This window comes from Pedobacter sp. BAL39 (genome assembly GCF_000170795.1).
Classification (GTDB): Bacteria; Bacteroidota; Bacteroidia; order Sphingobacteriales; family Sphingobacteriaceae; genus Pedobacter.
Map to the genome: position 1 here is coordinate 159628 of NZ_ABCM01000009.1, position 26573 is coordinate 186200.

18 protein-coding genes are annotated in these 26573 nt (G+C 44.0%); 3 read left to right on the plus strand and 15 right to left on the minus strand.

Going from position 1 to position 26573, the window contains the following annotated elements; genetic code table 11:
• Nucleotides 1-18 precede the first annotated feature (18 nt).
• Complete coding sequence (locus PBAL39_RS13455) at nt 19-1290, minus strand: hypothetical protein (protein ID WP_008242321.1); 1272 nt, start codon at nt 1288-1290, stop codon at nt 19-21.
• A gap of 1073 nt (nt 1291-2363) precedes the next feature.
• Between PBAL39_RS13455 and PBAL39_RS13460 the strand changes: the two genes are divergently transcribed.
• Genes PBAL39_RS13460 through PBAL39_RS13470 form a run of 3 tightly spaced genes read left to right on the plus strand, consistent with a single transcriptional unit; the run spans nt 2364 to nt 3801 of the window.
• Nucleotides 2364-3032 carry a hypothetical protein gene (locus PBAL39_RS13460; RefSeq protein WP_008242323.1) on the plus strand — a complete coding sequence of 223 codons (669 nt, stop codon included), beginning with the start codon at nt 2364-2366 and terminating at the stop codon, nt 3030-3032.
• A gap of 2 nt (nt 3033-3034) precedes the next feature.
• Nucleotides 3035-3283, plus strand: a complete 249-nt coding sequence (locus PBAL39_RS13465; RefSeq protein ID WP_008242324.1) for a hypothetical protein — start codon at nt 3035-3037, stop codon at nt 3281-3283.
• An 11-nt stretch (nt 3284-3294) separates the two neighbouring features.
• Nucleotides 3295-3801 (plus strand): JAB domain-containing protein, encoded by a 507-nt coding sequence (locus PBAL39_RS13470; protein WP_008242333.1) that lies wholly within the window; start codon nt 3295-3297, stop codon nt 3799-3801.
• 75 nt (nt 3802-3876) lie between these two features.
• Here the strand turns inward: PBAL39_RS13470 and PBAL39_RS13475 are convergent, their stop codons facing one another.
• From PBAL39_RS13475 to PBAL39_RS13540, 14 genes are all read right to left on the minus strand, one after another.
• Nucleotides 3877-5850, minus strand: a complete 1974-nt coding sequence (locus PBAL39_RS13475; protein WP_008242334.1) for a M1 family metallopeptidase — start codon at nt 5848-5850, stop codon at nt 3877-3879.
• Nucleotides 5851-5886: 36 nt separating this feature from the next.
• Nucleotides 5887-7164, minus strand: coding sequence for a redoxin domain-containing protein (locus tag PBAL39_RS13480; protein WP_083801750.1), 1278 nt, complete (start codon nt 7162-7164; stop codon nt 5887-5889).
• 76 nt (nt 7165-7240) lie between these two features.
• Nucleotides 7241-8629: a RagB/SusD family nutrient uptake outer membrane protein gene (locus PBAL39_RS13485; RefSeq protein ID WP_008242336.1), complete on the minus strand. Its 1389-nt coding sequence runs from the start codon at nt 8627-8629 to the stop codon at nt 7241-7243.
• 2 nt (nt 8630-8631) lie between these two features.
• The gene (locus PBAL39_RS13490) at nt 8632-11949 is read right to left on the minus strand and encodes a SusC/RagA family TonB-linked outer membrane protein (RefSeq protein WP_008242337.1); all 3318 of its coding nucleotides are present in this window, start codon (nt 11947-11949) and stop codon (nt 8632-8634) included.
• A gap of 269 nt (nt 11950-12218) precedes the next feature.
• Nucleotides 12219-13403 (minus strand): FecR family protein, encoded by a 1185-nt coding sequence (locus PBAL39_RS13495; protein ID WP_008242338.1) that lies wholly within the window; start codon nt 13401-13403, stop codon nt 12219-12221.
• Between the two features lie 96 nt (nt 13404-13499).
• The gene (locus PBAL39_RS13500; RefSeq protein ID WP_008242340.1) at nt 13500-14093 is read right to left on the minus strand and encodes an RNA polymerase sigma factor; all 594 of its coding nucleotides are present in this window, start codon (nt 14091-14093) and stop codon (nt 13500-13502) included.
• A gap of 176 nt (nt 14094-14269) precedes the next feature.
• Nucleotides 14270-15388 (minus strand): TlpA disulfide reductase family protein, encoded by a 1119-nt coding sequence (locus PBAL39_RS13505; RefSeq protein WP_039866611.1) that lies wholly within the window; start codon nt 15386-15388, stop codon nt 14270-14272.
• 58 nt (nt 15389-15446) lie between these two features.
• Complete coding sequence (locus PBAL39_RS13510) at nt 15447-16862, minus strand: RagB/SusD family nutrient uptake outer membrane protein (RefSeq protein ID WP_008242345.1); 1416 nt, start codon at nt 16860-16862, stop codon at nt 15447-15449.
• An 11-nt stretch (nt 16863-16873) separates the two neighbouring features.
• On the minus strand, nt 16874-20245 hold the full coding sequence (locus PBAL39_RS13515; protein ID WP_008242346.1) for a SusC/RagA family TonB-linked outer membrane protein: 3372 nt from the start codon (nt 20243-20245) through the stop codon (nt 16874-16876).
• 277 nt (nt 20246-20522) lie between these two features.
• On the minus strand, nt 20523-21755 hold the full coding sequence (locus PBAL39_RS13520) for a FecR family protein (RefSeq protein WP_008242347.1): 1233 nt from the start codon (nt 21753-21755) through the stop codon (nt 20523-20525).
• A gap of 105 nt (nt 21756-21860) precedes the next feature.
• Nucleotides 21861-22451: an RNA polymerase sigma factor gene (locus PBAL39_RS13525; RefSeq protein WP_008242348.1), complete on the minus strand. Its 591-nt coding sequence runs from the start codon at nt 22449-22451 to the stop codon at nt 21861-21863.
• A 292-nt stretch (nt 22452-22743) separates the two neighbouring features.
• Nucleotides 22744-23649 (minus strand): family 16 glycosylhydrolase, encoded by a 906-nt coding sequence (locus PBAL39_RS13530; protein ID WP_008242350.1) that lies wholly within the window; start codon nt 23647-23649, stop codon nt 22744-22746.
• A 53-nt stretch (nt 23650-23702) separates the two neighbouring features.
• Nucleotides 23703-24905 carry a family 16 glycosylhydrolase gene (locus tag PBAL39_RS24705; RefSeq protein ID WP_008242351.1) on the minus strand — a complete coding sequence of 401 codons (1203 nt, stop codon included), beginning with the start codon at nt 24903-24905 and terminating at the stop codon, nt 23703-23705.
• A gap of 110 nt (nt 24906-25015) precedes the next feature.
• Entirely contained in the window at nt 25016-26557 is a 1542-nt protein-coding gene (locus tag PBAL39_RS13540; protein WP_008242352.1) for a hypothetical protein, read from the minus strand.
• Nucleotides 26558-26573: the final 16 nt, after the last annotated feature.

A 26573-nucleotide genomic window follows, 5' to 3' on the forward strand; every position in this document is an offset into this window, starting at 1 on the left:
CTCAAAGACCTTAAGTTCTCAAGTCTTCAGTATATCTCGTACAAACTTGAAAACCTGCTCTACCTGGGACAAATCAGCGGTAAATAAATCAAGATCCAGTCGTTCTATAGGTTCATTCTCTCTACAGCACCTCACTTTAGCCAAACTGCCAAAGGCAACCTCATCACACATTTGCTTAACTTGTGCAGGATTAAGTTTTAGCTTCAGGTTGATTAAGGCAAAATTCCCGGAATTTGAAAAGTGAAGTGTTCCGATTTCGCTGTAATTGTTGTAGATAGCAGTCAGTCTGTAAGTTGCTTTTTTCCTGTGCTCGGCAATCTTCAATTGTTGGCTATAGATGAGATCGTTATTGTAAGCATCAACTAAGGCCATCTTATTTACACGTTCCAATCGCGTATCCTTTTTCGTTACATTTTTGGCAAACTTATGTATATAAGGGTTGAAACCAACCACCACTTCTATCGCTTCAAACAAATACCCTACCCTGCTTATCGGAAAGCAGTAGAGCACAATTCCACTTCTGAGGGCCAGACTCAACCCGGGTATTGGCCTGGTTTGATAATTGTCATCCCAAATGATGATATAAAATCCGTACTGCGCGGCCATTTCCAATAACCCCACCCAGCGCTCGGCACAGGTGGGTTCAAAGTAAGAATGATCTGAACCTGGACGCATTAGCACTACCCTGACAGTTTGATGCTTGCAATAGGCGCTCAAATTATCCAGGTTGATCCCACATTCATCGGAAGTAACAAATTCTATGTTCAGGTTTAACAAATTCAATTCCGAAATCAAATCCTCATCCATGCAATCAACGATGAGGCTGTCTCTCTCGTTAGTCAGCGTCCTTAAAATGGCTTTTATAGTTTTACCCTCCCGGGAGATACAGGATGAATTCTCTGGGAACCAGAGCCCCTTTTGATGCAACATCTCATAGATGACTTGATTCAAAGCTTCATCAGACTCCTTGTTATTTTTCTTTTTTCTGTTTTCATCTATAAAATTCTGACAAAGATGGGAGTCAAAGCTCCAATCATATTCCTTTTGTCCGATGGTCAGATAATTTGGTTCTTTGAAATTAATGTTGCTCGACTTGCGATTGACAATTTGAGAAGGTAAGGTAAAAGCCGGCGTAGGGACTTTTTCCGTTGGACAGGGATTGGTCATAAATGTTGCCACTTTTTTTTCTGTATATAAAATACCATGGATTTCCCTCAGCTCTTTATAAGCTAATCCCACATTTCCCGGTTTTGTGCCTAAGTGTTTGGCAAAATTGTTTATGGATGGCATTCTAAATTTAGGGGGATATTGTTCAGCAAGGTACTTCTGACGTATAAAATTTATGATTTGATGTTTGTGGCTCTTACCCTTCCTGTTTGAGGGTTTTAATTTGAAGTCGTTAGTCCAATCTTGTATCAATTTGAGATTCATTTACAGGCGCTAATAATAAACAAAAGGAGATTTATGCAATAATAGCAATCAATGTCATAGTTATAAAATAATTCTATCTATATTAATATTACTGAACGTCCTTTATTAAAAATCTTTACAAAAGATTGATTTGCAGCGCAATAGATGGAAGTAAAAACCAGTTATTTGTTTTGAAAAGTGTTCAGATCACGTTTGGAGTTTGGATGTGGTGAACTTTTTTAACTGACGATTAGCAGCTACTTACCATCCTGAGGCAGGATTTCAATGACAATAAGCCCCTCTTGCCGCCAGAACTGTAGTACGGAATGTTAGGTTCATAAATTCATGTGAATAAATATCAATAAATGCTATAATTTACTAAAAATTATATTTTATTAACTGTTAAAAACATTAAAAATACTATTAGTATATTTACAATATCAAGATTAAACGGGGGTAGCTCTTGGATAATTTTGATAAATTTTAATTGATTTGGCTTTTAAATCAACGAAACTTTGCATCAGTAGGCCTAGTAAACCAGAACAAGCAAAGTATGGATTGATAGACGGCCCAATTTCTGTAACTTTACCCAGAAATATGGGCGTCTTCCGTGCTGCTTGTTCGGGAACTTCGGTTCCTACCCATACTAGGGGGTACTGATGCGTGCGGGAGGCGACCATATTTTATTGTTCCCTCCTGCTATTAGGATCATTGCTTTATTGCCCTTAAACCCAAAAAGCAATGATGACCTTAAACTCTTACCCTACTTCCGTTACCTTATCAACTTTCAATCTTGAACGGCATTGTCGTATGCCCTTAATCATATTCATTAACCCGGATCCACCAGGTTAACCCTAACCTCCTTTTTCCCTTTTTTATCTTTTGCCATTTCAAGGATTTTATCCCCATGGCAGAGCTATGTCCAATTTTTTAACCTCTAAAAAACAGCAACAATGAAAACCTACATTAACAGCAGCAACCTGAACCTGGAGATCATTTTTCAGGTGATGAAAAAACGGATTGCCAAAGGATTCAAATCCAGCGATCTTTCCTTCCTGATTGGAAAAGAACACAACTACATAGACGGTGTAGAAAGCCTTGTTACACCATCCTATACCACACAAGATCTGAATTTCATTTCTGAAGCTTTGGAAGAACAGATCAACCCATCACCCGATGACACGGATATCAAAGAATATCCACTCTTTATCAATATAGAACGGCATCTCTTTGAATCCAGATACTTCCATATTTGCACCTCTTACTCATCCGTTGGGCACGCCCATGTTTATTTCATCCTCACTGAAGATGCCGACCTGAGACCAAAGCCGGTATTCGCTCAGATGCAATATGATCAGCACGACCTGGTTAAACAAAAAATAGGCGCAATGCGGGACGAAGGATATTTTGAACAGCCCAAATGGCCTTACCAGATCTACCAGCACATCAGCAGAACCCTTGGACTAACCATTGATCCCCGATTGCTTAAAGACCTTTTGGATGACTTCTGCCTGGGCGATGGATTGGGAGGATTAAAAAAGCAATACGACAACGACCGATATCAGTACGTATTTAACGCTACCCGCATCCGTTCTATTTTAGCAAAATCTAAATCGCTTTAACCATGTATGAATTAAGTAAAGGAATGGCCACGATCCATATTCCCATTTTTGAAGATTTTGAATCTACCTTCATCCTGGAACTACAGAGAGACCTCGTCTCGGTAATGGACATGATCCAGATGGCGCGGAAAACGTCTGACCTGGATGATTATCCCCAGGGAAACATGGAAAGTATTTTCCAGTTGTACAGGGCACTCATGCCTACACGGGAAGAAATTGAAGAAACACACCCATTTATTGAAGACTTATAAACCATTACGTCATGTTAAAGAACCTCCACAATATCCCAAGCATCGAGCTGAGTTTCAAGCCTAAATTCAAGCTCTGTGACCGTCCAAAAGTAAGCAGGTCACATGACCTCTATCAGATCCTGATGAACAACTGGAATCAAAATACCATCGGCTTTATCGAAGAATTCAAAGTGATTCTGCTCAACACATCAGGCATCGTATTGGGACTGCTCCCTGTTGCGTCAGGTGGAATTGGTGGGGTGTTAGTAGACATCAGAATTATACTGGTAGCAGCAATCAACAGTGGCGCCAGTGGAATCGTACTCGCACACAACCATCCCTCGATGAACCTTGCTCCAAGCAAGGCAGACATTGACATCACCAATCAGATCAAACAAGGCGCTGCGCTTTTGAACATCAAGCTGATTGACCACCTGATCATTAGTAATGATGGTTATCTAAGCTTTGCTGATCAGCAGATGCTCAACACCAAACAGCCAAGGCAGCTATTAGAAAACTTCGAAATGACGTTGGTCTAAGTTAGCCAGCCTAATATACAGGAATGAAAGTTATTCGGGCGATGCCCGAATAACTTGTACGCATCAAAATATCATTTAATTGGCACTCCATTTATTGTTCTCAGTATTTCCGTCAGGCAATACTTCATCTGGATCTATGGTTACCTCAACAAGGTCCTCTGTTGTTGGATATCTTACTGTCCACCCTTTGTTTTTCATCCAAACATCAACGGGAATCTTAATTCGATCAGACTTCCCACTTTTTGTTTTTATACCAAGAATGATGGGCAATGGCATCTTTTCCATATTAACCACCCGAATGGTATAGGCGACCAAAGCACCGTTTTCTTTGATTGGCTTTACTTCGGCAATGGCCTGGTCGTTTTTCCAGTTATTCAAAAACCAGCTTCTCCAAAACCAGGACAGGTCTTCCCCTGCACCATTTTCCATTGACCGGAAAAAGTCAAATGGAGTAGGATGTTTGTAGGCCCAATTTCTGATATACTCTTTAAATGCATAGTCGAAACGCTCCTTACCAAGGATCTGTTCCCGCAGCAGCGTCAAGGCATTTGCAGGCTTATCGTATAAATTGATCCCGATGTTCCATTCGGACATGCCATCTGGAATCAACATGACGTTCTCGACAGCAGGCAGACCTAGTATAGTGCCGATAGAATGCCATGGCCAGGCGCCCGGATCATACTCGCCTTTATTGAACTCTACAGTCGAAATTCGGTTAATAAAACTATTGAATCCCTCGTCCATCCATCCAAACTTCCGCTCATTCGAGCCAACGATCATTGGAAACCAGGTGTGACCAAGCTCATGGTCCACTACCCCCCATGCATCAGCCCCTTTTGCATCCCATCTACAAAAAACAATCCCGGGATATTCCATTCCGCCTAAATTAGCAGCAATATTTACCGCCATAGGATAAGGATATTCAAACCACGTGTTTGAGTAGTGTTCAACACTCGCCTTCACGTACTCCACTCCTCTCCCATAGCTGTCTCTGCCATTGCTTTCTATCGGCTGTGCAGAAACGGCAAGCGATTTTTTACCACTTGGCAAATTGATGCGCGCAGCATCCAGTACAAATGCCTTCGACGATGCCCAGGCCGCATCCCTGGCGTTAGTAATCTTGAACTTCCAAACCAGATTGTCTTTTGGCGGCCGCGACGTTGGCTCAGTTACCTCTGCCTCGGTGCGGATGTGAACGATCGCATCACTTGACTTAGCCGCATTCCATCTTCGTAACTGTTCTGCAGTAAAAACTTCCTGCGGATTTAACAGTTCGCCTGAACCCATAACCAAGTGGCTGGCCGGTGCAGTAACCGAATAGTTGATATCGCCATACTCGCAGTAAAACTCACCACCACCCCAGTAAGGCAAGGTATTCCATCCAATAACGTCGTCATAGACGCACATGCGTGGAAACCACTGTCCGACGGCATAAATTTCCCCGTTCTTTGTTGTAAAGTGACCGGTGCGATCCGAACCTTCTTTTGGAATGATATACGAATAGTTCATTTTGATGGTGATGACATCCCCGCTGGGAGCCATTGGCTGATCCAAACGGATCTGCATCCGTGTGTCTTCGATAAGCGAAGTAAATTTTACCTGCCTGGATTTTCTGGAAACACTCACATTTGAGATTTTATAACCGCCGTCAAACTTCTCGCCCTGTGCACCATACCTGCTGCCCGGAGCTGTGATCGCAAACCCTCTCGAGCTTTCCTTGAATGTATTTTGGTCCAACTGCAACCAGAGAAATTGCAGATGGTCCGGACTGTTGTTTTTATAGGTAATGGTAATTACCCCGCTTACTTCATGCTTCGCTTCATCCAGGCTTACGGCAATTGTGTAATCTACCCTATTTTGCCAGTATTTTGGTCCCGGTACGCCACTGGCCGATCTCCTGTCGTTTCCATCCTGGGTGTAAAATAAAGGATCAAATGCAGCAGAAGGGCTATAGTTGCTTACCCCTAACTTTGATGGGGTCTGTTGCGCGAATGCATGAAATTGGGAGACACAAAGTAAGGCGATGCCGCAAATAAAGAATTTAAACATTGAAATGATTGTCTTTAGTTATAGGATCTACGCTTATTAAATTGCCTTTTGTGATTGCTCAATCATCGCAGCTATTTCTTCAACCGCAGCCTCCTGGCCACCGGAAAAACCTACGACCGAAAAACGGATATTGCCGTTTTTGTCTATCACTATTTTAGCCGGAATCCCCCCAACGTTATAGCTTTGGGCAACGGGGTTAGCACCCTTATCATTCTTAAGGTCCATCAGCACTTCAAAAGGATAATGGTTTTCCATCATATAATTTTTTGCAAGCATTGGCGCATTTGCATCATTTTCGTAGGTATGAATGAACAAAAATTTCACATTGGGATCGTCCTTGAAGCGCTCAACAGCATTTTTCATGATTGGAAAAGAAGCTTTACAAGGCCCGCACCATGTTGCCCAGAAATCAAGAACAACTGTTTTCCCTTTTAAATCTGCCAGTGAAACGGTTTTCCCGTCCAGATCCTTTAAACTGAAGTTTGCTGCAGGAGTATTTATGATCGTTTTCGATACATCCTCCCTGATTTTCTCCACCATTGCTTTATTGACAGAAACCAGATAGGCATCATAATCTGCATTACTCCCTTTCACCTTGCCAAATAAGATTTTTAAATTGCGCTTCATCGATTCGGAGGCTAAACCCAATTTTGCTGCCTTATCCAGCACTTCGAAACCCTCACTGTCCTTACCCAATTGCATCAATACAGACGCATAGGACTCGTATGCTTCTGCATCTGCATATTCAGGACGTCCATATAACTGCTTGAGTACCGGTAAGGCTGCCTGGTAATTCTTCTGCGTAACGTACAATTTGCTTAACGCTTTTGCGTAAATAGGATATCCCGAGGCAGCAATTTGCACAGCCGGGTCATAATTATTGGATATGACACAGCGATAGGAATGGACCAGGGCCCTGTTATACAACTCAATTGCCAACTTAAAATGTCCTTTTTTTTCCAGGTCAGAAGCCACGTTTGCCCAGCCTTGCGCTTTCCAGGACTGGGTTTCCATCATATTGGCATACTTCATTGCCTTGGCCGTATTATTCACTCTTGCATAGGCAGACGCCACAGAATAGCGTGCGTGATCATACTGTATCCTGTCGGCAGAATCACTCTTCAGCACTGGGAATTTCTGGAGCCAGGTGGCATATAACTTTTCCTTTTTTACAGCGTCTTTTTCATCGTAGATCAGGCGTAAGTTTTCGCTTCTGGAGCTGCCCGTCTTTTTTGGTTGATCATTTCCTTGTGCAAAAACTTGATAAGCTGAAAGTTGCAGCATGACCATTAGTATTAAAAGATTCTTTTTCATATAGCTTGATTAGTGGGAAAGTGTGCTTTCGCCTTTTGTTTATTTTTTGTTCGTAATTATGGATGGATATCGGCAATCAGGGATTGGGATATAGATTTGGATTGGCTTGCAGTTCGCCGATAGGAATTGGGAATAGGGCGGCAGTCGGCTTCCAGGAAGGTTTTGCTACACTCAAAACCGCATCTATGGTTTTTGTGCGTTTTAAATCTATCCAGCGGTTTCCCCATTCACAAAATAACTCCACCTGGCGCTCATGTAATATTGCCTTCAGAAGATCGGATTTGACATTTGTGCTGATATCCGCACGGTCTTCTGCCCTGTCTCTGATCCTATTTAAATCTGCCAATGCTTCCGGATACCTATCCAGCTGTGCATAAGCTTCGGCACGGATTAAGTAAACATCAGCTAACCTCAAAATCATGTAATCTTCCAGAGGAGTTTGATCGGCGGCATTGTTTTTATACTTAAACGGATAATAATATTTCGTGCCGTCAACCGTATTGAAGCTGGCCCAGGTGTTTAGACGAGGATCGTTCGGTTCAAATGCACTGAGCAGCTGCTCAGAAAGTGTATAATCGGGCTGATAATCGGAACTGAAAGGAATAAAAGCAGCTCCTTCAGGCGTTTGCTGGTAAGGACCCTTTGCTGGAAGCTGCCAAATGGCTTCCTTACTGCCACTTAAAAACACGCCATTTAACGGCTCCAACTGATAGAGCGGAGATCCAATCACACCATTTGCCGCAGCGATCGCATTTTGATACTGCCCAAGATATAAATACACTTTTGACAGTAATGCCTGTGCAACGTGCAGGTTAGGCCGTTTGCGTCCAGCTGATGGATAGTTAAAAGTCAAGGATTGTTGGGCCTCCGTTAAATCTGATAAAATAAAGGCAAGTACATCAGCTACTGAGGACCTTCCTGCCTTTTGCGTGATTTTATAATCCGTAGAGGTCACAATGGGTACATCCCCCCAGAGATTGATCATGTGATAATAATAAAGCGCACGATCCACTTTTAGTTCCCCAATCAATTGCGTCTTTAAGTTGGAGCTTATTGCATTGGTAGCCGTGATGCCTTCGATACAAAGATTGATTTGAAATATGTTTTTATAGGCATCAGACCACATGGAGCGAACATAGGAATTATCCGGAGCGATGGTATTGTTATAAAAGTCAGCAACACCAAAAGCGTTTGGACCTACAGTGAGTTCATCTGCGCTTAATCCAGTATTGATGGTAATTAAGCCGCTGGCGAATTGGGCATAAGATGCAGCGGTTGCGAAGTTGCTGTAAACTCCTGATACAGCAGCAATGATATTGGTACTATCAGAAAACACACGGTCTGCAGATACCTGATTTTTTGGATTTAATGGTATGTCAATTAATTTATTGCAGGAGGCCAGTATTGACCCAATTGAAATGACCACCGAAAGCGCTATTGTATTCAGAAATGTTGTCTGTCTCATAACTATAAATTTATTGTAAGACCAAAATTGATGGTGCGTTGTATAGGAAAACTAAAAATATCCGTAAGCTCCGGATCACCCACTTTATAATTGGTCAGCAGGAATAGATTTTGTCCATTTACGTACAGCTTCCCGTCAGATATTCCAAGTTTTTTCGAAAATCCAGTTGGGAGTGTGTAAGACAGCGCAGCTGTTCTTAACCTCACATAAGAGCCGTCACTATAGGCGCCGGATGACATCGTGAAATAATACGCGGGCATGTTGAAGCCCCTTGTAAATTTTTGAATGGAAGCCACATCACCCTGCTTAGTCCAGCGGTCTAAAATTTCCACCGGCTGATTGTACATCGCCCCCGGTCTGGTATTGGCATACAAACTCCTTAAATAATTTGCCTGCTGCTTGCGTTGAAACTGAAAATGGAAGTATAAACTGAACCGCTTATAACTGATCGTATTTCCCAACCCACCGATAAACTTTGGTGCAGTGTTGGCAATGGTCTGAAGGTCCCCTCCCTCAGACGGGATTCCATATACCGGATCGGAGGTGACAGAACCATCACTTTTGTAAAATTCAAAAAAGCCGGTCTCTGAGTTCACCCCCTTAAGGCGATATCCTTTTTCAATATTGACGGATTCGCCTATGGTATAAAGTGCCGCATAGGCAGATTCTGCTAAGCCGGGAAATGCAATCAGTTTATTTCTGTTGGCTGAAATATTGAAGCTGGTGTTCCAGCTGAAATTCTGAGTCGTAATGTTTTTGGAGGTCAGATTGAACTCAAGCCCTTTGTTTTGTACAACTGCGGGGAAGTTCGACAATACAGAAGAAAATCCAGTTTGGGATGGCAGGGAGTAGTTGACCAGCTGATTCCCGGTCCTGTCCCTATAATAGGTTAAGTTCAGCAACACACGCTCTTTAAAAAAACCAAGGTCCAAACCAAGGTTCAGTGATTTTTTGGTGTCCCAGCCGTAATCTGGATTGTAAAGGTTTTGCACGTACAAAGGACGTACGCCCTGGAAATCCGGCATGGACGTATTGGTGGTAAAAAGCTGCTGATATTGATAAGGACTGGTCGCATCGGTACCTACCGTTCCATAACTCCCAGACAACTTACCATAGGAGATGACCTCATTTGCAAATTTAAAAAAGCGTTCCTCTGAGAAAATCCAGCCCAGCCCAACGGCTCCGAAATCCGCATATTTTCTCCCAACTCCGAAATTACTTGAACCATCCCTTCTACCGGAAACCTGCACAATATATTTACTGTCGTAGGTATAACCCAACCTTGCGAAAGCCCCGATATATTTGTAGGGATTGTAGGAGTCAGTAGCCTGGATGGTAGCTGCCGAAGCAATCGAACCCAATAATGCTTCGTCGCTGAATCTGGTTCCATTCAGCTGAATTCTTGAAACGTTGTTCTTTTTATAGGTACCTCCCAATAGTGCGGTAAAAATCCCTTTCCCGAAATTCCGCTGATAGTTTAGCTGTGGCTCGATGTTGATCGTTTCAAAAGTATTAGTTGTAAAGGAAGCACTTGAGACAGGATTGTTCCTCGGGTTAATTGTGCTGGCAGGAATTTGCTGATCTTCATTGCTGAGTAGTCGGTTGTAACCGAGATTGATATTGAACTTAAGACCTTCAACTATGCGGTAACCTAAGGCAAGTGAATTCTTCAGGTTATAAGCATTCAACAGACTTGGTTGCTTTAAGGCCGCGGAGTATTGAACAAATTGAGAGGTATTATATCCTTTGTAATTCCAATTGGGTTTGCCCTCAGCGGTATATAAATCTGGAAAATTCGGGGGCGTTAAGATACTTGACACGAGCGATGGAGAGGCCGCTGAGTTGTTTCTTTCATACGAATAATCAAACCCAAAATCTACAGTAAACCGGTTGTCCGGTGATGCATAGTTCAGATTGGAATGCAACGTAAAGCGCTGATCATAAAAGTTGCCATTAAAATTATATTCAGACTTGTTGTAACCTGGTGAGATGAGGAAGGTGATCCGATCAGAGCCCCCCGACAAGCTTACATGCGCATCTGTGTTTCTGGCTGTTCTGGAAAGATAATAGTCTACCCAGTCGGTACTTTTATCCTGATCAAAAAGTAGCAGGTCCGGATAGGCTAAAGGTGAAGCTGTGGAAAGGTTGACACCATCATTTGCTAATGCTTCGCGCCTGTAAGCCAGGTATTGATCCAGATTTAACAACTCATATTTCCTTGAAGCAGAATTTACAGCGGTGTTAAAAGTGGCTTGTAACTTTGTTTTTCCAGCTTTGCCCTTTTTTGTCGTGATTAATATGACCCCATTTGCTCCCTGTGTTCCGTAGATGGCGGTAGCAGAAATGTCCTTTAATATGGTGATGCTCTCAATATCGGACGGATTTAAGTTATTGAACGGACTCATTCCGCCGAAGCTTAATGTCCCATCGCCACCACCAAAGGAACTTAACGAATTGATATTGACGTTCTGCGCAGCAGTAGGGACACCATCAATCACAAACAATGGCTGGTCATAAGGCTTTTGACCAAAACCAATTTGCGACAATGAGTTTTGTCCCCTAACCTGAACTTTGATTCCAGCACCCGGCGCGCCTGAAGTCGGTGTAATATTCAAACCTGGAACAAGGCCTTCCAGTGCAGCCAGGGGATTACTGATCGGCTGTTTTTCTATTGCATCTGCCTGTACGGAAAATGTTGAGCCCACACTGAGGCGTCGCGATTCGGTGCCATAACCAATAATCTGAACTTCATCGAGCTTTGAATCGTTTAGTTCCAGAACAATGTCTTCCATATCAGGTTTTGCTTTTAATCGTTTGGTGACATAACCGACATGAGAGATCTCAAGGGTGGCTGTTTCAACAATCCCTGCCATGAAAAAAACGCCGTTGGCATCGGGAGTGGTGCGGTTCCTGCCAGGGTATGCGATGATATTAGCGCCTGGAAGTGCCTTCCCGGATTTATCTACCACCCGGCCACGCACGTCGATAGCCGAAAAACGATCGAGGACACGTTTGAGGAGGGAAGGTTCACTCCTCGTAATACTTACCGTGGTACCCTCGATGTTATACCTCAGGTTCAATCCATTTAAAACCGCCTTAACAGCATGATCGACGTCAAGGTTGGTGATGGATACATTGATTTTTTGGTCAGCAGATATGGTTTTACCATCATAGTAAAAGTCATACCCGCTTTGCTTGCGGATCTCTTTCAATACAGACTCCAAAGGGACGTTCTTCCTGGAGATGTTGATGCGCTGGCCAAATGTGCTGGCACTGACCTGCAGGAAAGATGCTATAAGTATTACGGTGGTTAGTCGCATAATTAGCAGTAAGCGATGGTATAATGGTCTAGGTATACCAAGTTTCCTAGTATTTTTTTGATACATTTGTTTGGTTTGTTAAGCAGGAATGCCTGTACTTTCGAAGGTTTAGGGCATCCTGTGGTTCAGCAATTGATTAGTTGATTGTTTTCAAACTTTTACCAGGAGTGTTCGTAGCACTTCTGGTTCGTTTTTAAAGCCTAGCTTTCCTGTCGTAAAGTTTTTCTCATTCTTTTGTGTTAGTGGTGAATAAATTGATGAATTGAATATTATCGGGATACATACACCTTTCTGCCTTCCACTCTAAAATGCACCTGACCGGTCGACTCAATGAGTCTCAATACAGCAGACAGGGGCCGGTTTCTTGAAATCCAGCCGCCGGATTCAATATCATCCGGCACAGACTGGTCATAGATCATCTCCACGTTGTACCAACGCTCAATGTTTCGCATAGCAGTTTTAAAGTTTACATGGTTCAGATAGAAATCATCCTCTTTCCAGGCGGTTATATTTTCGAGGTTCGCAGGGCTGACTTTGATGTGATGTCCATTGTTTAAGGCCTGCTCGCCGGGCTTGAGCAATACGCCGTTGCCAGTGGGAGAGACAATCTTCACACTGCCCTCTACCAAGGTTGTCGCTACTGCAGGTTCATCCCCGTAAGCCATTACATTAAAGTGCGTACCTAAAACCTCAATCTTCTGGCTGCTCGTTTCAACAATGAACGGTACACGCTCATTGGTTGGCTTTGTCAGCTTGGCAATCTCAAAAAAAGCTTCCCCCTTAAGACGGACGATACGCTTCCCCTGCTCCATCAACGTTGCTGAATAGGTCAGGCTTGAGGCAGCATTCAAATACACCAAGGAGCCATCAGGCAAACGTACCTGATAAGTTTCCCCATTGGCTGTAGCTATGGTATTCATCTTGTTGGCGCCCTCTTGCAATTCCTTTACTTCATAAACCAGCTTGCCATCAGCAGATTTCGTAATGACTACGCCAGCCTCTTCTGCCAGTTCGCCATTCAATACATCAGACAACCTGATCTTTTTACCGTTGGCCAGCGTCAGCGTAGCGCCTTGTCGGCCGGGAGCCACATCGTTTTTATAGGCCACATTATCGGTCTTATTTTCTCTTTGAACATTGAAGTAGAATAACCCCGCACCTAAAACCATGACCGCCACAGCTGCTGCAACCGCAATTCGTGGCCAGATGGAACGAACGGATTTTTTATACTGTGGCTGAGCGACCACTTTCAGGTATAGCTCATCAAATCGTTCTATGTTCAGGTCTTGTTGCTCCTCACCATTTGTCTGATGCCAATGACTGTTCATTAAGTCCTCAATTGTCTGATTCCATTCTGGATCAACTATTGCGGCCTTCCATTCCAGCAGTTCATCAGGCGACATCTGATCACCTAAAAATCTTTCATGCAGGTATTGCAATCTGTTTTTGTCCATTTGATTGTCTAAAATTCATTAATGGGAAACACTAAATTAACGTCCTTTCTTATCTGAACGGACGGGAAAGAAAACAGGGTGAGTTGAAAATAAATTTTATGGTAATAATTTGAAGATCACCAGCAGCGCGGCGATGTCTGTGTGCTGCTTCAGATATTCCCGAAGAAACTTCAACGCGAGTTTCATGTGAGAATGCACCGTGGAGACCGACAGGTTCAATTCTTTTGCAGCTTCCTCATATTTTAATCCATCCTGGTGACAAAGTTTGTATACCTGTCTCTGCTGGGGAGTCAATAGCTTGATCCCTTCATCCAGCACCTTTTTGGTATCCTTCAGGATAATGAGTTCTTCGGTATGGTTGTGAGCTTCCTGCCAGTTTACGGCAACGTCCAGATCTACATGATTTTCCAGCACCTTCCTGCGTAACACATCGATGGATCGATTACGCACAAGAACCTGGAAATAGCCGTCCAGGTTTCCAATAGGAAGTGAATTAGGGTCACGGAGCCATAGTTTCAGAAATACCTCCTGGATGATTTCTTCAGCATCCGTTTCCGACTTAACATATTTGAGGGCATAACTGAAGATCTTGCGATAATAGCTGTCATAGATGACTTTGAAGGCCCTTTGGTTACCCCCGGCAATTTCCGTCAATAGCTCTTGTTCAGAAAACTCCCCTTTGCCTGTCATCTTTTTTACAAACCTTTATTAACGATATAGCTATTGATATGCTGGAACAAGTTTCACAAATACCTGGACAATAGCAAGAAAAAAAGTACAATAAAATAAATTGCAACAGTTCCATCCGGAGACTGTTGCAATTGTTACCCTAAATTTTACTGCATATGATGTATTGTATTCAATTACTATTTGATAAGCTCAGCAATTTTTTGTTCAACTTCTTCTCCTCTTAAATCCCTGGCAATAATTTTTCCGGAAGGGTCAATTAAAAAATTAGCTGGAATGGTCTTGATGCCATACAATACTGCCGCCTCATTTCTCCAAAAATTGAGGTCAGATACATTTGTCCAGGACATTCCATCCTTTTCAATCGCCTTTAGCCAGGCTTCTTTGTCCTTAGCCTTATCAAGCGAGACGCTTAAAATTGTAAAGTTCTTGTCCTTATATTTATTGTAAGCGCTAACAAGCATTGGTGTTTCCGCGCGACAGGGGCCGCACCAGGATGCCCAGAAGTCAAGTAACACATACTTACCTTTAAAATCTGAAAGGCGAACAGGTTTTCCACTCCTATCGGGCTGCGTGAAATCCATGGCCATCAGTCCAATTCTTGTCTTCTTTAATCCATCGATTTGTTCCTGGATACTCTTGCCCAGGTCGGATGCCCGTACTTCTGGTGAAAACTTGTTGAACTCTGATAGGAAACCATCATAATTCGTGTTCAAGTCCATAGCGCCCGTTTCCAGGTAAGCAATGAGTGCCACATAAGAATTGTAGTGGCCTGGTATAAACTGCCTTTTTATTTTCCTGGTTTCGAGTTCAAGCTCCACTTGTTTTGCCATGAGATCGCGGCGAAAAGCCGTGTCCATTCGCTCTTTTTCTGGCATTGACCTGTTTAACTTCATCAACGAATCATTTTTGCTGGTAACAGGTTTGAGGAGTGTGAGTAAAGTCCTGTAATCGTCATTGAGTGGAGATCCGGTAACTACTGCATCCTTAATGAAAGGTGTGGCAGATTTTACGTTCATCTTTAGCGGTTCCAGGTAAATCTTTATTTGGTCAGTAACACCCTTGGTGTGGGTAAGGGATAGGTAACCATCTCTGACACCCGACAAAGGACCACTTAGGACAAACTTACCGCCCAGTACCCTGGAAGAGTCCGTGATCAGACCAGCGTCGGTATTGTATCGCATGTATGCCATAGACTTTTCATCTGTCCCATTTATTTGGCCATACACGGAATAGCGCTTTTGCGCCTTGCCGTTAACAGCCAACAGGCACATAAGGGCAAATATTAATGTTCTCATTTTTGTTTCTTTAGATAAATTCATTTCAGTGACAAATAAGCAGGGTTGCAAACCTGGTTTAATTGTACCCTGGGTTCTGGTCAAGAAAAGTATTTGTTTTCGTTTCTGTCAATGGCACCGGATAAAGTGCATCGGTAGCTTCCCATCCAGGTTTAAGAGGAGCTAAAACTGCATTGGCTTTACCGGTTCTTTTCAAATCAAACCACCTGTGCCCCCATTCGGCAAATAGCTCAACCCGGCGTTCCCTGGCAATGGCTGCCAGAACCTCGTCTTTGGTTACAGCGGTTGTACCGTTCAGCCCCGCACGTTCCCGAATTTTATTGAGGTCTGTGCGGGCAGCGTCAAGCAGGTTCTGCTGCGCCAATGCTTCCGCACGGATCAGGTACTGCTCGCCTATACGAAAGATCATATAATCTTCCATTGGGGTGACAGTGGCATCGGTGTTTTTATACTTCGCGGGGTATAGATAATCAACACCAGCGACGGAATTTATCCCCATCCATTGCAGCTTCCTTTTGTCCGTTAAACCTGCAGCGTTTTCATCTAACGCATTTTCCAGATCTTCAGTAATCAGGTACTGTGGTACATCCGAAGGATTCCTTGGAAAAAGCGCATCAGCCTCGGATGTCTGGCCCCACAAATTCAGCGTCAGCACCTGCCAGATGGCTTCTTTGCTTCCATCGATAAATACACCATTGGGTTCTACAAGTTCATAGATCCCGGCGCCGATAACCAGTCCTGCCATATCAGATGCATCTTTCCATTGCCCTTTGTACAAGTATACCCTGGAAAGTAAAGCCCGGGCGGCATTGATGTTCGGACGTACACGTCCTGCCGTTGGGTAGGCATCTGTCAACAGCGTAATTGATTCAGTGAGATCGCTGATGATAAAAGTATAGATTTCATCTACTGTAGACCTTGGCATTACACCGTTCACTCTGTAGTCCGTAGTTTTGACCATTGGAATTTTACCGAAAACGTTCACCAAATTAAAATAGTAAAGGGCCCGTGTTAAAAGAGCCTCTCCACGCCCCTGCCGTTTAAATGACTCCGAAAGTTTTGGATTATCTGCGATGCCCTCCAAAAATGCATTGGTCTGGTAGATGCCGCGGTAACCGGTAGTCCACATCTCGGCGGCGATCCCGTTGTCAGTGCGCATGCTGTTCCCAAACGTTTCGTCCACAGCCGGAGTAGAAACTGTGTTCATCAGCTCGTCTGCAGACAAACCGGTGAATACGCTCAGGGTCCCCCCGTTGATGCTGCTCAGATAGGTGCCCGTATTAAAATTCGCGTAAAGCCCAACCAGCGCACCAAGCGCATTTTTATCGCTCGAATAAACCCCTTCAGCTGATATTTTATCTGGTGGATTTGGTGGAATTTCAATCAACTTCTTACATGCAGCGAGTGAGAGACCGAGTGTCATGGTCAACACCATCAGTAATTGACTATAGTAATTTCTTGTAGGATATTTCATGATTACTAGTGTTAAAAGTTAAAAGAAAGACCGCCGACAATGGTACGTTGGAGCGGAATGGTGTAAAGAGATCCTGCCTGTTCAGGATCACCCAGCTCATAGCCGGAGATGGTGAATAAGTTTTGTGCATTGACGTACAGACGGCAGTTTTTTACCCCCAATCGTTTCACAATATTCTCCGGGAAAGTGTAGGAAAGCGAAACGGTTTTCAACCTGAGGTAAGATGCATCACCATAAGCGCCGTCAGACATTTTAAAGGCATTGACGGAATTGGTCGGCGCCCCATTTAAAGTGGAAATGCGTTGCATAACGGCCTGATCATCTCCCGGCTTCTGCCAATACTTCCCAATTACTGCTTCAGGCAAATTGAACAACTGACCAGGTACACCGTAATTATAAATACCACCCAGGTAATTGATGCCGCGCTTTTTGGTGAACTGGAAGAACGCATTCAGACTCCAGCCTTTGTAGCTCAGTGTATTCCCAAATCCTCCTGCGAATTTAGGATCGGTATCGAATAAGGGCTGTAAATCGCCGCCAGTGCTGACGTGTTGATTTGACGGTGCGCTAGATACCTGACCATTGGCCTTGTAAAACTCGAAAAGACCCGTGGTCTGGTTGATGCCTTTGTACTTAAAGCCCTGTACCAAGGAAGCACTTTTACCAACAGTATAAAACTGAGCATAGGAAGATGACGCTATACCGGGAAACTCAGCAACAATATTCCGGTTGAAACCGATGTTAAAATTGCTGGTCCACCTGAAACTGCCACGCTGTAAATTGGTCGACGATAGGGAAATTTCCAATCCCTTATTCTGCATGGTAGCAGGAAAATTATCCAATACCGAATTGAAACCGGCCTGTGCTGGCAGCACGTAAGCAAGCAGCTCGTTAGTTGTCCGGTTTAAATATCCGGTGACATTCAGCAACAAACGATTGTCGAAAAAGCCAAGGTCGATAGCAGCGTTCCATGATTTTTTGATCGACCAGCTGTAATCAGGATTGAAGAGGTTAACCGGTGTGTATACCCTGGTTCCCTGATAGGTCCCCGTAGTGGTGCTCTGGGCGATTTCGTAGAAAGCCTGGTAACTGTAAGGAGCGATACCGTCAGAACCATTCGTACCATAATTGGCCGACAGCTTTCCGAAGCTGATCAAAGGCAGACTCCTGGCGAATGCTTTTTCTTCAGAAAAAATCCATCCAATACCTGCGGAGCCAAAGTTACCGAACTTTTTGCCTGGTCCGAAATTGCTGGAGCCATCTCTTCTTCCAGTGATGCTCAGGATATACTTGTTATCGAATATATAACCGATACGGGCGAACCCAGCTACATACTTGTAAATATTCCCCGAATTACCAGCAGTGATGGTCGCCGCACCTGATACAGCACCTAATAAATCGTCATTTGGGTAATTAACCCCTCTCATGAAGTCTGTGGAATTGTTTAATTTCTTATAGGTTCCCCCAGCCAGCACACTGAGCACACCGCCACCAATTTCACGTTCATAATTCAACTGCGGCTCGATGTTGATGGACTGGTAAACGGTATTGCTGAAATTCGCCGAGGAGAGGTAAGTAAGTCCATTGGGATCCAGTGCCGCCAAAGGTGTTGCCGAATAGTTGCTCCCTGTAGTCCGGTTATAGCCGAAATTACTGCTGATGGTGAGGTTAGGAATAACCTGGTAAGCAATCCTGGCAGTTGAATTCAGGTTGTAAGCCTGTACGTTGGCCGGCTGGCGGAGTCTGGCATACTGGTTAACACCATACGAATAGGTGCTGTACTTCCAGACCAGGTTACCATTGGCATCAACCATTTCCGGGAAATTTGGTACCGTAGACATGGCAGCTGCGACTGATGGCTGCGCACTCGCATTGTTTTTATTGTAGGCATAATCGGTGCCGAAGTCAACAGTAAGTTTATTGTCTGTAGAACGATAAGTATAACCACTATGCAGGGTGAAGCGATTTTCAGCAAAGTCACCCGGAAAATTATAGGAACTGCGTCCATATCCTCCTGAAAGTATAAAAGTGGAATTGGCCTGTCCCCCACTAAAACTCATGTGGATGTCTGTATTGACCGGCATGCGGTCAAAAAATTCATCGTACCAGTCAATACTTCTTTCCGGATCGAAGATGCGGACATCCCGGTAAGTGTTCAGGTTACTAGGCGTGAAAACAACCTTGTCATTTGCGATCGCTTCATTTCTGATGGCCAGATATTGAGTGGTATTCATCATAGCCAGCTTCCTGGTAGGAACAGTGACCCCTGAATTCGCATTGATGCTCAATGAAGGCTTCCCAACTTTACCTTTTTCGGTGGTGATCAGGACGACACCATTTGCTCCCTGAGATCCATAGATGGAGGTGGCATCGGCATCTTTTAAAATGCTGATGCTTTCAATGTCTGCCGGATTGATGGTACCGAAAGGGCTGATCCCGTTATCTGGGATGATACCTTCACTATTTGAGCTCACGCCTTGGGTAAGCAGGTTACCCAGACTATTGTTCTGGGCGGCAAAAGGCACGCCGTCTACGATAAATAAAGGTTGATCGTATTTCACCGCACCTGCAAAAGGCTGTGTACGCAGGGAGTTCTGTCCCCTGATCTGCAATTTCACCGCTGAACCTGGTGCGCCCCCTGTAGGTGAGATATTGAGTCCCGGTACCTGCCCCTGCAAGGCAAGTAACACATTTGACACCGGCTGATTGGCAATTGTAGTTGCGTCGACTGTTGCAATGGATCCGACACTGAATCTCTTCGTATTCTTTCCATAGGCGATCACTTGTATCTGATCCAATTGTGAAGTAGCCTGCGCAAGGGTAATCTTCAGGTTGATCGATTCTCCACCAACATTCACCTGCCGTTGCTGTTTCTCAAAACCGATAAAACTGACGCTGAGTTTATAAGATCCGGAAGGAATTGAAGAAAAGGAGAACTTTCCATAATTATCAGTAAGTGCATGATAAGATTTGGCACCCTTCAGGTCTACGGATGCACCTGGCAATAAACGCCCAAGGGAATCCGTGACCGTTCCGGAAACACTGCCATCCACCAGGCGAGCCATGATTGCTTCCAGGATGGAAGGCTTTTTATCATCCGACATTAATACGACATTGTTTTTAACAATCTGCCATTTCAATGGCAGATCATTCAATGTTTCCTTCAAGGCCTGCTGAATGTCTGCGTCCTTGATGTCTACAGAGATCCTGGTGTCCGGCAAATCCTTACGGTCGTAGAAGAACACATATCCAGATTGCTGTTTGATTGACTTTAAAGCGTCGGCAATAGTAACATTGTTGGCCTTAAGTGTTATTTTCTGTCCATAGGTGTTCGCTGAAACCTGAACCTGGAACAACAGGATAAGTATGGTAATTAACTTCATGGTCAATAGAAGTTTAGGTGGTAGCCACGGAAATAGCATACCTCGTGCAAAAGGATTTAAATTCATACCTTTATAAGGTTTAGGTTTTTACAAGAATATATATCGTTATCGTTCTTCCGAATTATCGGCATTAGGTTGACCTGAACACCTGCGCAAGGATCCTGAGAAATCCTTGCGCTATGTTTTACTGGAGGCCAGCCTTTTTCAGAGTTAGTGGGGTCGTAGCTGTCTTTTCATGTCTTTTAGTTTGGTTGGTTTAGTGGATTCTCGAGATGATTTAAGGGGATATAATGACTTTCTTACCTTCTATTTCAAACTTGACTTTTGCAAAGCCAATAATTTTTAAGGCCTCCGCGAAAGAGACATTTCTATAAATATCGCCGGTGAACTGGCGAACAGGCATCTTACCCGTATAGATGACTTCGATGTTGTACCAACGTGCAAACTGCCTCAAAACCGTCTCCACACTGGCATCTTCAAAATGGAAAAATCCGTTCTTCCAGGCGATGAAATTTTCTGCTTCGACATTCTGAACAGAGATAACATCAGTGGAAGACAACACCGCCTGCTGTCCCGGTTTCAGTGTCACCCTACTGCCGGAAGCTTCCGTTGATGCAGACGAGGACAGAGAAACCCTGACAATCCCTTCGAGAAGTGTTGTTTTCACCGCTTTTTCATCAGTATAGCTGTTGACATTAAAGTGTGTACCCAATACTTCAATCTGCTGCCTGTTGGTTTCGACGATGAAAGGCACAAGCATCTGCGCGCGACTCCCTTTTCCGACAGGCCTGGAAACCCGGGCAACTTCGAAATAACCTTCTCCCTGCAACTTAACACGCCTTTCCGGGGAGTTCGCATAAGAAGATTCGTAGGTAATGGAAGAGGCAGCATTCAGGTAAACCACAGTACCATCCGGTAGCTTCACCTGATAGGTTTCACCTTTTGCGGTAGATAGCGTATTGTAATGCCTCATTTTCCCTTCTGCCGCGGCTGGCGCATCGGAAATGTGATATTGTAACGTGCCATCGCTGGTCTTGGTGATGGTGATTCCCGCTTCATTGGCAATTGTACCGTTATTGGCGCCCGACAGCCGGATCTTCTTTCCATTTGCCAGTGTCAGCGTCGCCGCCTGATTGCCGGGTAAGATTTTTTCCATAGCCAGCTGATCCTGGCGCTCCTCCCGATTCTTGTTAAAGAAGTAAGCTCCTACGCAGATCACAATTGCCGCCGCCGCAGCAGCTCCTAAACGGGACCATAAAGGGCGCACCTTTGTTGTCAGTACTGGCGCTTTACCGGATTTAAACACTTGCCGCAGCATGCTTTCCGACTGAGATTGCTCCAGGGAGTAGTCGTCGGTCTGGCTTAGAAAAGCAACGGATAAGAGCTCATCAACGTTATTGTTGTAAGCCGGATCATCTATGTAGTCCCAAAATTCCTGCTGCTCTTGTTGCGTCGCCTTTTTAGCGACATGCAGCGCGAAGAGTTCCTGAAGCCTTTCGGAGGTATTCATATTTTGTTAGCCATTTTATAACATTGACACCAACGGTAAAACTTCGGGGTATACAAAATATCGAATCAGTTAGAAATAAATACAAACAACTGATTTACAGCGATTTTATTTTATCAAAACCAATGCAATTGCGGGGTACAGAAAAGCATTTCTCCGTAAATGTTCGCGGATTTTACTCAATGCATGTTTCATATGAACATGAACAGTACCTGGAGAAATCCCCATTTGGGCGGCAGCCTCGTCATATTTCATTCCCTGCTGATGACAGAGCTGATAGGCCATCTTTTGTTGCGGGCTGAGTAGGTCTACTGCCTGCGAAACGACACGAAGTGTCTCCTTATAGTCCAGTAATTGCAAGGTTGAATCTTCGATTTCCAGTCCCGCCAGTTCCAGATCACCGGTGATTCTTGACCTTTTGGACAGTGCCCTTAATTGGTTGAAGGCATGGTTACGAACCAGCCTGTTCAGGTAAGCGATGAAGTGTTCGACCTCCAAAAGGCTTGCGCGCGAATGCCAGATTTTAATGAATACCTCCTGCACAAGGTCCAGGGCCATCTCCTCTGAATGTGTCAGCTTCCTGCCGTAGCTATATACAAATCGTTGATAATGGTTGAATAAATTGGTAAAGGCATACTGATCTCCCTGAGCTATTCTGGATAGAATTTCTTTTTCATTTAAGAGGGGACTGACTACCATTTATTGCTCTTAAGATCTTTATAATTTAAGTTCAGGCTGCAATCCTTATGCTTCCCCATAGATTTTTGAAAATCTGGTGTATTTACTTCAACTATGAAAGTATGAAGCTAACACCCGGCTTTTCCTACGAGCAAATATAGCTTTAAAAAATACTAAGTAGTGACTTTGCAGCGGAGAACAGCAGAGAAACAGAAGATTTTGTACATGATGGTATCACCCAAATCAAAAAAATGCCATGAAGTTCACCTCTACGGTGATCTTCATGGCATTTAATCATGCTCAAATGATGAGATCAGGATATGGGCGAACTCGCAACTGATACCCAATCCACCCACATCATCGTTTTACTCAGAACATTTAAATTGGCATTGTTGAACATAGGTCCGCCAACGCATAAATTAAACAGAATGTTATGGGCGCTAAAGTTTTGCAACTGCAGGTTGGCATTGACAGAATTGGTGTAGGTGGCCACAGTAGCACCATCTAGTTGTATGACAATCGTCATTGATCCATTGTCATTGATCCAGAACATGTCGTAATTGTGCCAACCATCACCAGAGGCGTAAGACCGCTCACAACTTGTCCCTAGTTGATTGACACCTGTGGAAGTCCCATAAAACAAATTGCTGGCGTAGGTTTCGCTTCCGCCGAACGAGTAACCTTCAACGATATCTGTCTCGCCATTGACAGGCCAGTTGGATTCGTTGGTCATCCAAAATGCCGGCCAGACACCATACGTCTGCTTAAAAGATTTATATGCTGCACCTTCAAGCGCGATTAGTTTAATCCTCGCCCGGATCCAATACTTCTGATTGACGGGTGGCTTAAAGCTGGCTTTCGACTTGACATGCCCGGAAGCAAATGCATTTGCACTACCCGGTTTAGTAGCACTGAGGACCAGGCAATCCGTCTGGTCGTAATAACCAATACTCACACCTGCATTCGCATAAGTACAATAAGAAGAATTGTAGTCCGTGCGATTCGTCACCGTCCAATTGGCGGTATTTAACGTGGCAAAATCGTCTCTGAAGATTTCAGTCCATACATCCGCTCTTTTTGCAACAGACTCCTCCTTTGTAATGGAGTCTTCTTTTTTAATCGCCTTCAACTCTTGTCCCTCCAGTTGTTCACATGAAGTCAGGCAAATAAGGACCGCCACGGTAGCCAGCATTCTGGCCTTTTTAAATGTTTTTTTCATTGATTTTAGCTTTGAAATTAATATATAATTGACCACTCCCCTGTTCCGAATTATTAATGAGACACCCTTATCCAATCAATTTCCATTTTAGCAGGCAGTTCGCTGTCTAGGATTAACCCGGGCCAGGTATCAGGCCCTCCAACAGCATAATCGAAAATCACATAAAAAGGGACATCAAAGGGCCATTGTTTCTTCTCCGCTTCATCAGGAAGGTGCAGGTTTTTATAGCGGAATGTTTCCCGGCCGTTGACCATAAACACGATTTCTTCCGCATTCCATTTCATACCATACACATTAAAATCATCTGCCACAATAGGCGAAGTGGCGGTGACTTCAGGAGTCTTATTGCCCAGGATATTTGTGAAGTGAGAATGGACGGTGTGGTGAACAATTTTTTCGTGGTTCAACTGTTCCATGATGTCTATCTCTCCACCGTAAGGCCAGCCTCCCGGGTATTTGCCCGTCTGCGGCATCAGCCAAATGGCTGGCCAGCCTCCTTTTGCAGTTTTAGTAAATTTGGCCCGAACTTCAACTTTTCCATATTGGAAAGAGAACTTGTTGCGGGACTCCAGACCTGAAGTCTGATACTTGCCATCTTTGATTTCGGCTTTCAAAACCAGCATGCCCTTATCCACATAAACATGGTCATAACTTTTTGAGAGGTAGCGGTTCCAGTCGGAAGTACCGGGATCGCACAGTGACCATTTATTGGGGTCAGGAATGGCTGAGGTTTGTTCGAAGTTGTCTTCGAAAATCACATTGCCAAGCTTGTCGACGGAAAAAGCATAGATGATCCTGGACTTGTCGGGATTGACCATCATTCCACTGGACCTAAAACTCACCGGCAAAACATACCTGGCAGGTTGAAGCTGGGCAATCTTATGGGGATTGTAAGTCAAGATACCCGCACCGGTTTTCTGTCCTTCGGGTAAACTAACTCCGGATTTTTCGATAGAATAACACGATTCCGGCAGCAACACATAGTTGGCATTGGTCGCACGATTTAACGAGTCCAGCGCTTCGGGCGCAGCCTGAAATGTAATGGTGGTAGCGAAGTCCTGTATGCCACCTTTAGTGACCGATAGCATTAACGTTTTTGTTTCATCCACATCGCTGGCAAATATCTCGGCGACAGATGAATTTGCGGAAGATACCCATCCCATCAGGTCCTCATTCTCCTTTTCTTTTTTACAACTTGAGACCAGGACCATTAGGGTCAGCATCTGCAGCCACAAGGATTTATGTTTAAAAAGCATATCTATCTTTTTTTATGATAAGTGTAAAGTATTTAAGCTGCAAGGCCGGCTAATTGTGCCTTTGTCCCTGAGCAATGTATTGGTAAGTATTCAAAAGGTACTGTGTAGCATTATGGCCGTTCATCGCTCTCACCCACGTAGAAATCATCGAAGTAAAATATTCCATCTTCGTAGGCCTGAATCCTTAACACGCGGTCATTCTCGTCTGCACCCGGTGTATACTCAAAAGACTTGGTTACCCATTGACCCTTGGCGATGTCAGGGATCCAAAGGAAGAACTGGTGCCAGTTAGGGATGAGCCAAAAATTCAGGCCGTTACCTGTCGTTGAGGGATCTACCCAGATGTTATATTTAAACAGATATTTTTTACCGGCTTTCAAATTAAATTTCGCACCGACACTTTCGGCATGCACACCATTATTCGCAGCGGTCTTGACCAGCTTCATGCTATAGCGTCCGCTGGAAGCTTTGTCTGTCGTAAACGAAACTGCGCCGTCACCATCCGCCCTTACCCAACTTGATCCGCCGTTCTCAAAACCAAACTCCTGGGAAGAAAGCAGGTTGCTACTGTGCATGACGACCTTTTGATTGGAAAACGATGCAAGACTTCTTGAATCTGTGGATGATAAATTCCCACCTGCATAAGAAACTGTGATCACATCGGAACCATAAATCTTATCCGACAGCTGAAGCTGCAGTTTGGTCGCATCTCCAGGCTTAGTGCTTACCGACCGAACGCTGAACGATTTACCGTTTAGTTTCGGCCCCGAAACCGCAACGCTAAAGAATTGTTGCTGATTGGTAAAAGGGGCAAACTCACTATTAAAGGGGATCTCTATCGTTTCATTAGCCAGTTCAATGATCTCCCCTGAGATCACAAATGGACTTTTTGAAGGAATCACTTTAATGGGATTTGGAATTTCGATATCGTCCCAATCACCAGGAATGTGCTGACCCGTACGGCTGGATTGGAACTTCCCGGAGAAAACACCCATCTTTTTAAATACTATGGTAGCAGCGGAATCTGTACTCACTTCTCCCCCTATGGTCCAGCGCCTGGTATCCGGACGACCTATTGTGGTCAGATCGATAAATTCCAGGCTTTGACCCGCTTCAACATAAATTGTATCTGCACTGAGTGGTACAACAACACCCTTCTGTTTGATTTGGATGTTTGCAACGATTGTGTCGTAAACATCGACGGTAAAAGTGGTGTCGACTACATACATGTTGCCGACCTTTTCTGAATTGGCTACTTTTTCAGAAAAGGTATTGTATAAACGCACTTGCTGAAGACCACCTTTTTTAAAAAGGACGTTGACACTCTTTTCCGGAGATCTCAACTCTGTTCCGGAAATGAACTGATCTAAAAGACTGTCCTGAGCAGTGATTTTCCCTTTCAGGAAGAAGCTACCGTCGTTGATGATCCATAAATGACTAGTTGGATTTTTTGATACGTCTGTAAAGGAGACAAAATCATTTATGCCTATCCTAAAAGCCTTCTCGCGGAACTGACTGGTATACCAACCTGAATCAGAAAATTGATTGGGTTCAATGTATTCTTTTGAACAGCCATAAAAGACCATCAGAAAAAAAAGGATCAGATAATGTGTGCATTTATATGAGCCCGAAACTATTTTGGTTGAAATCATGATTTCCTATAAATAT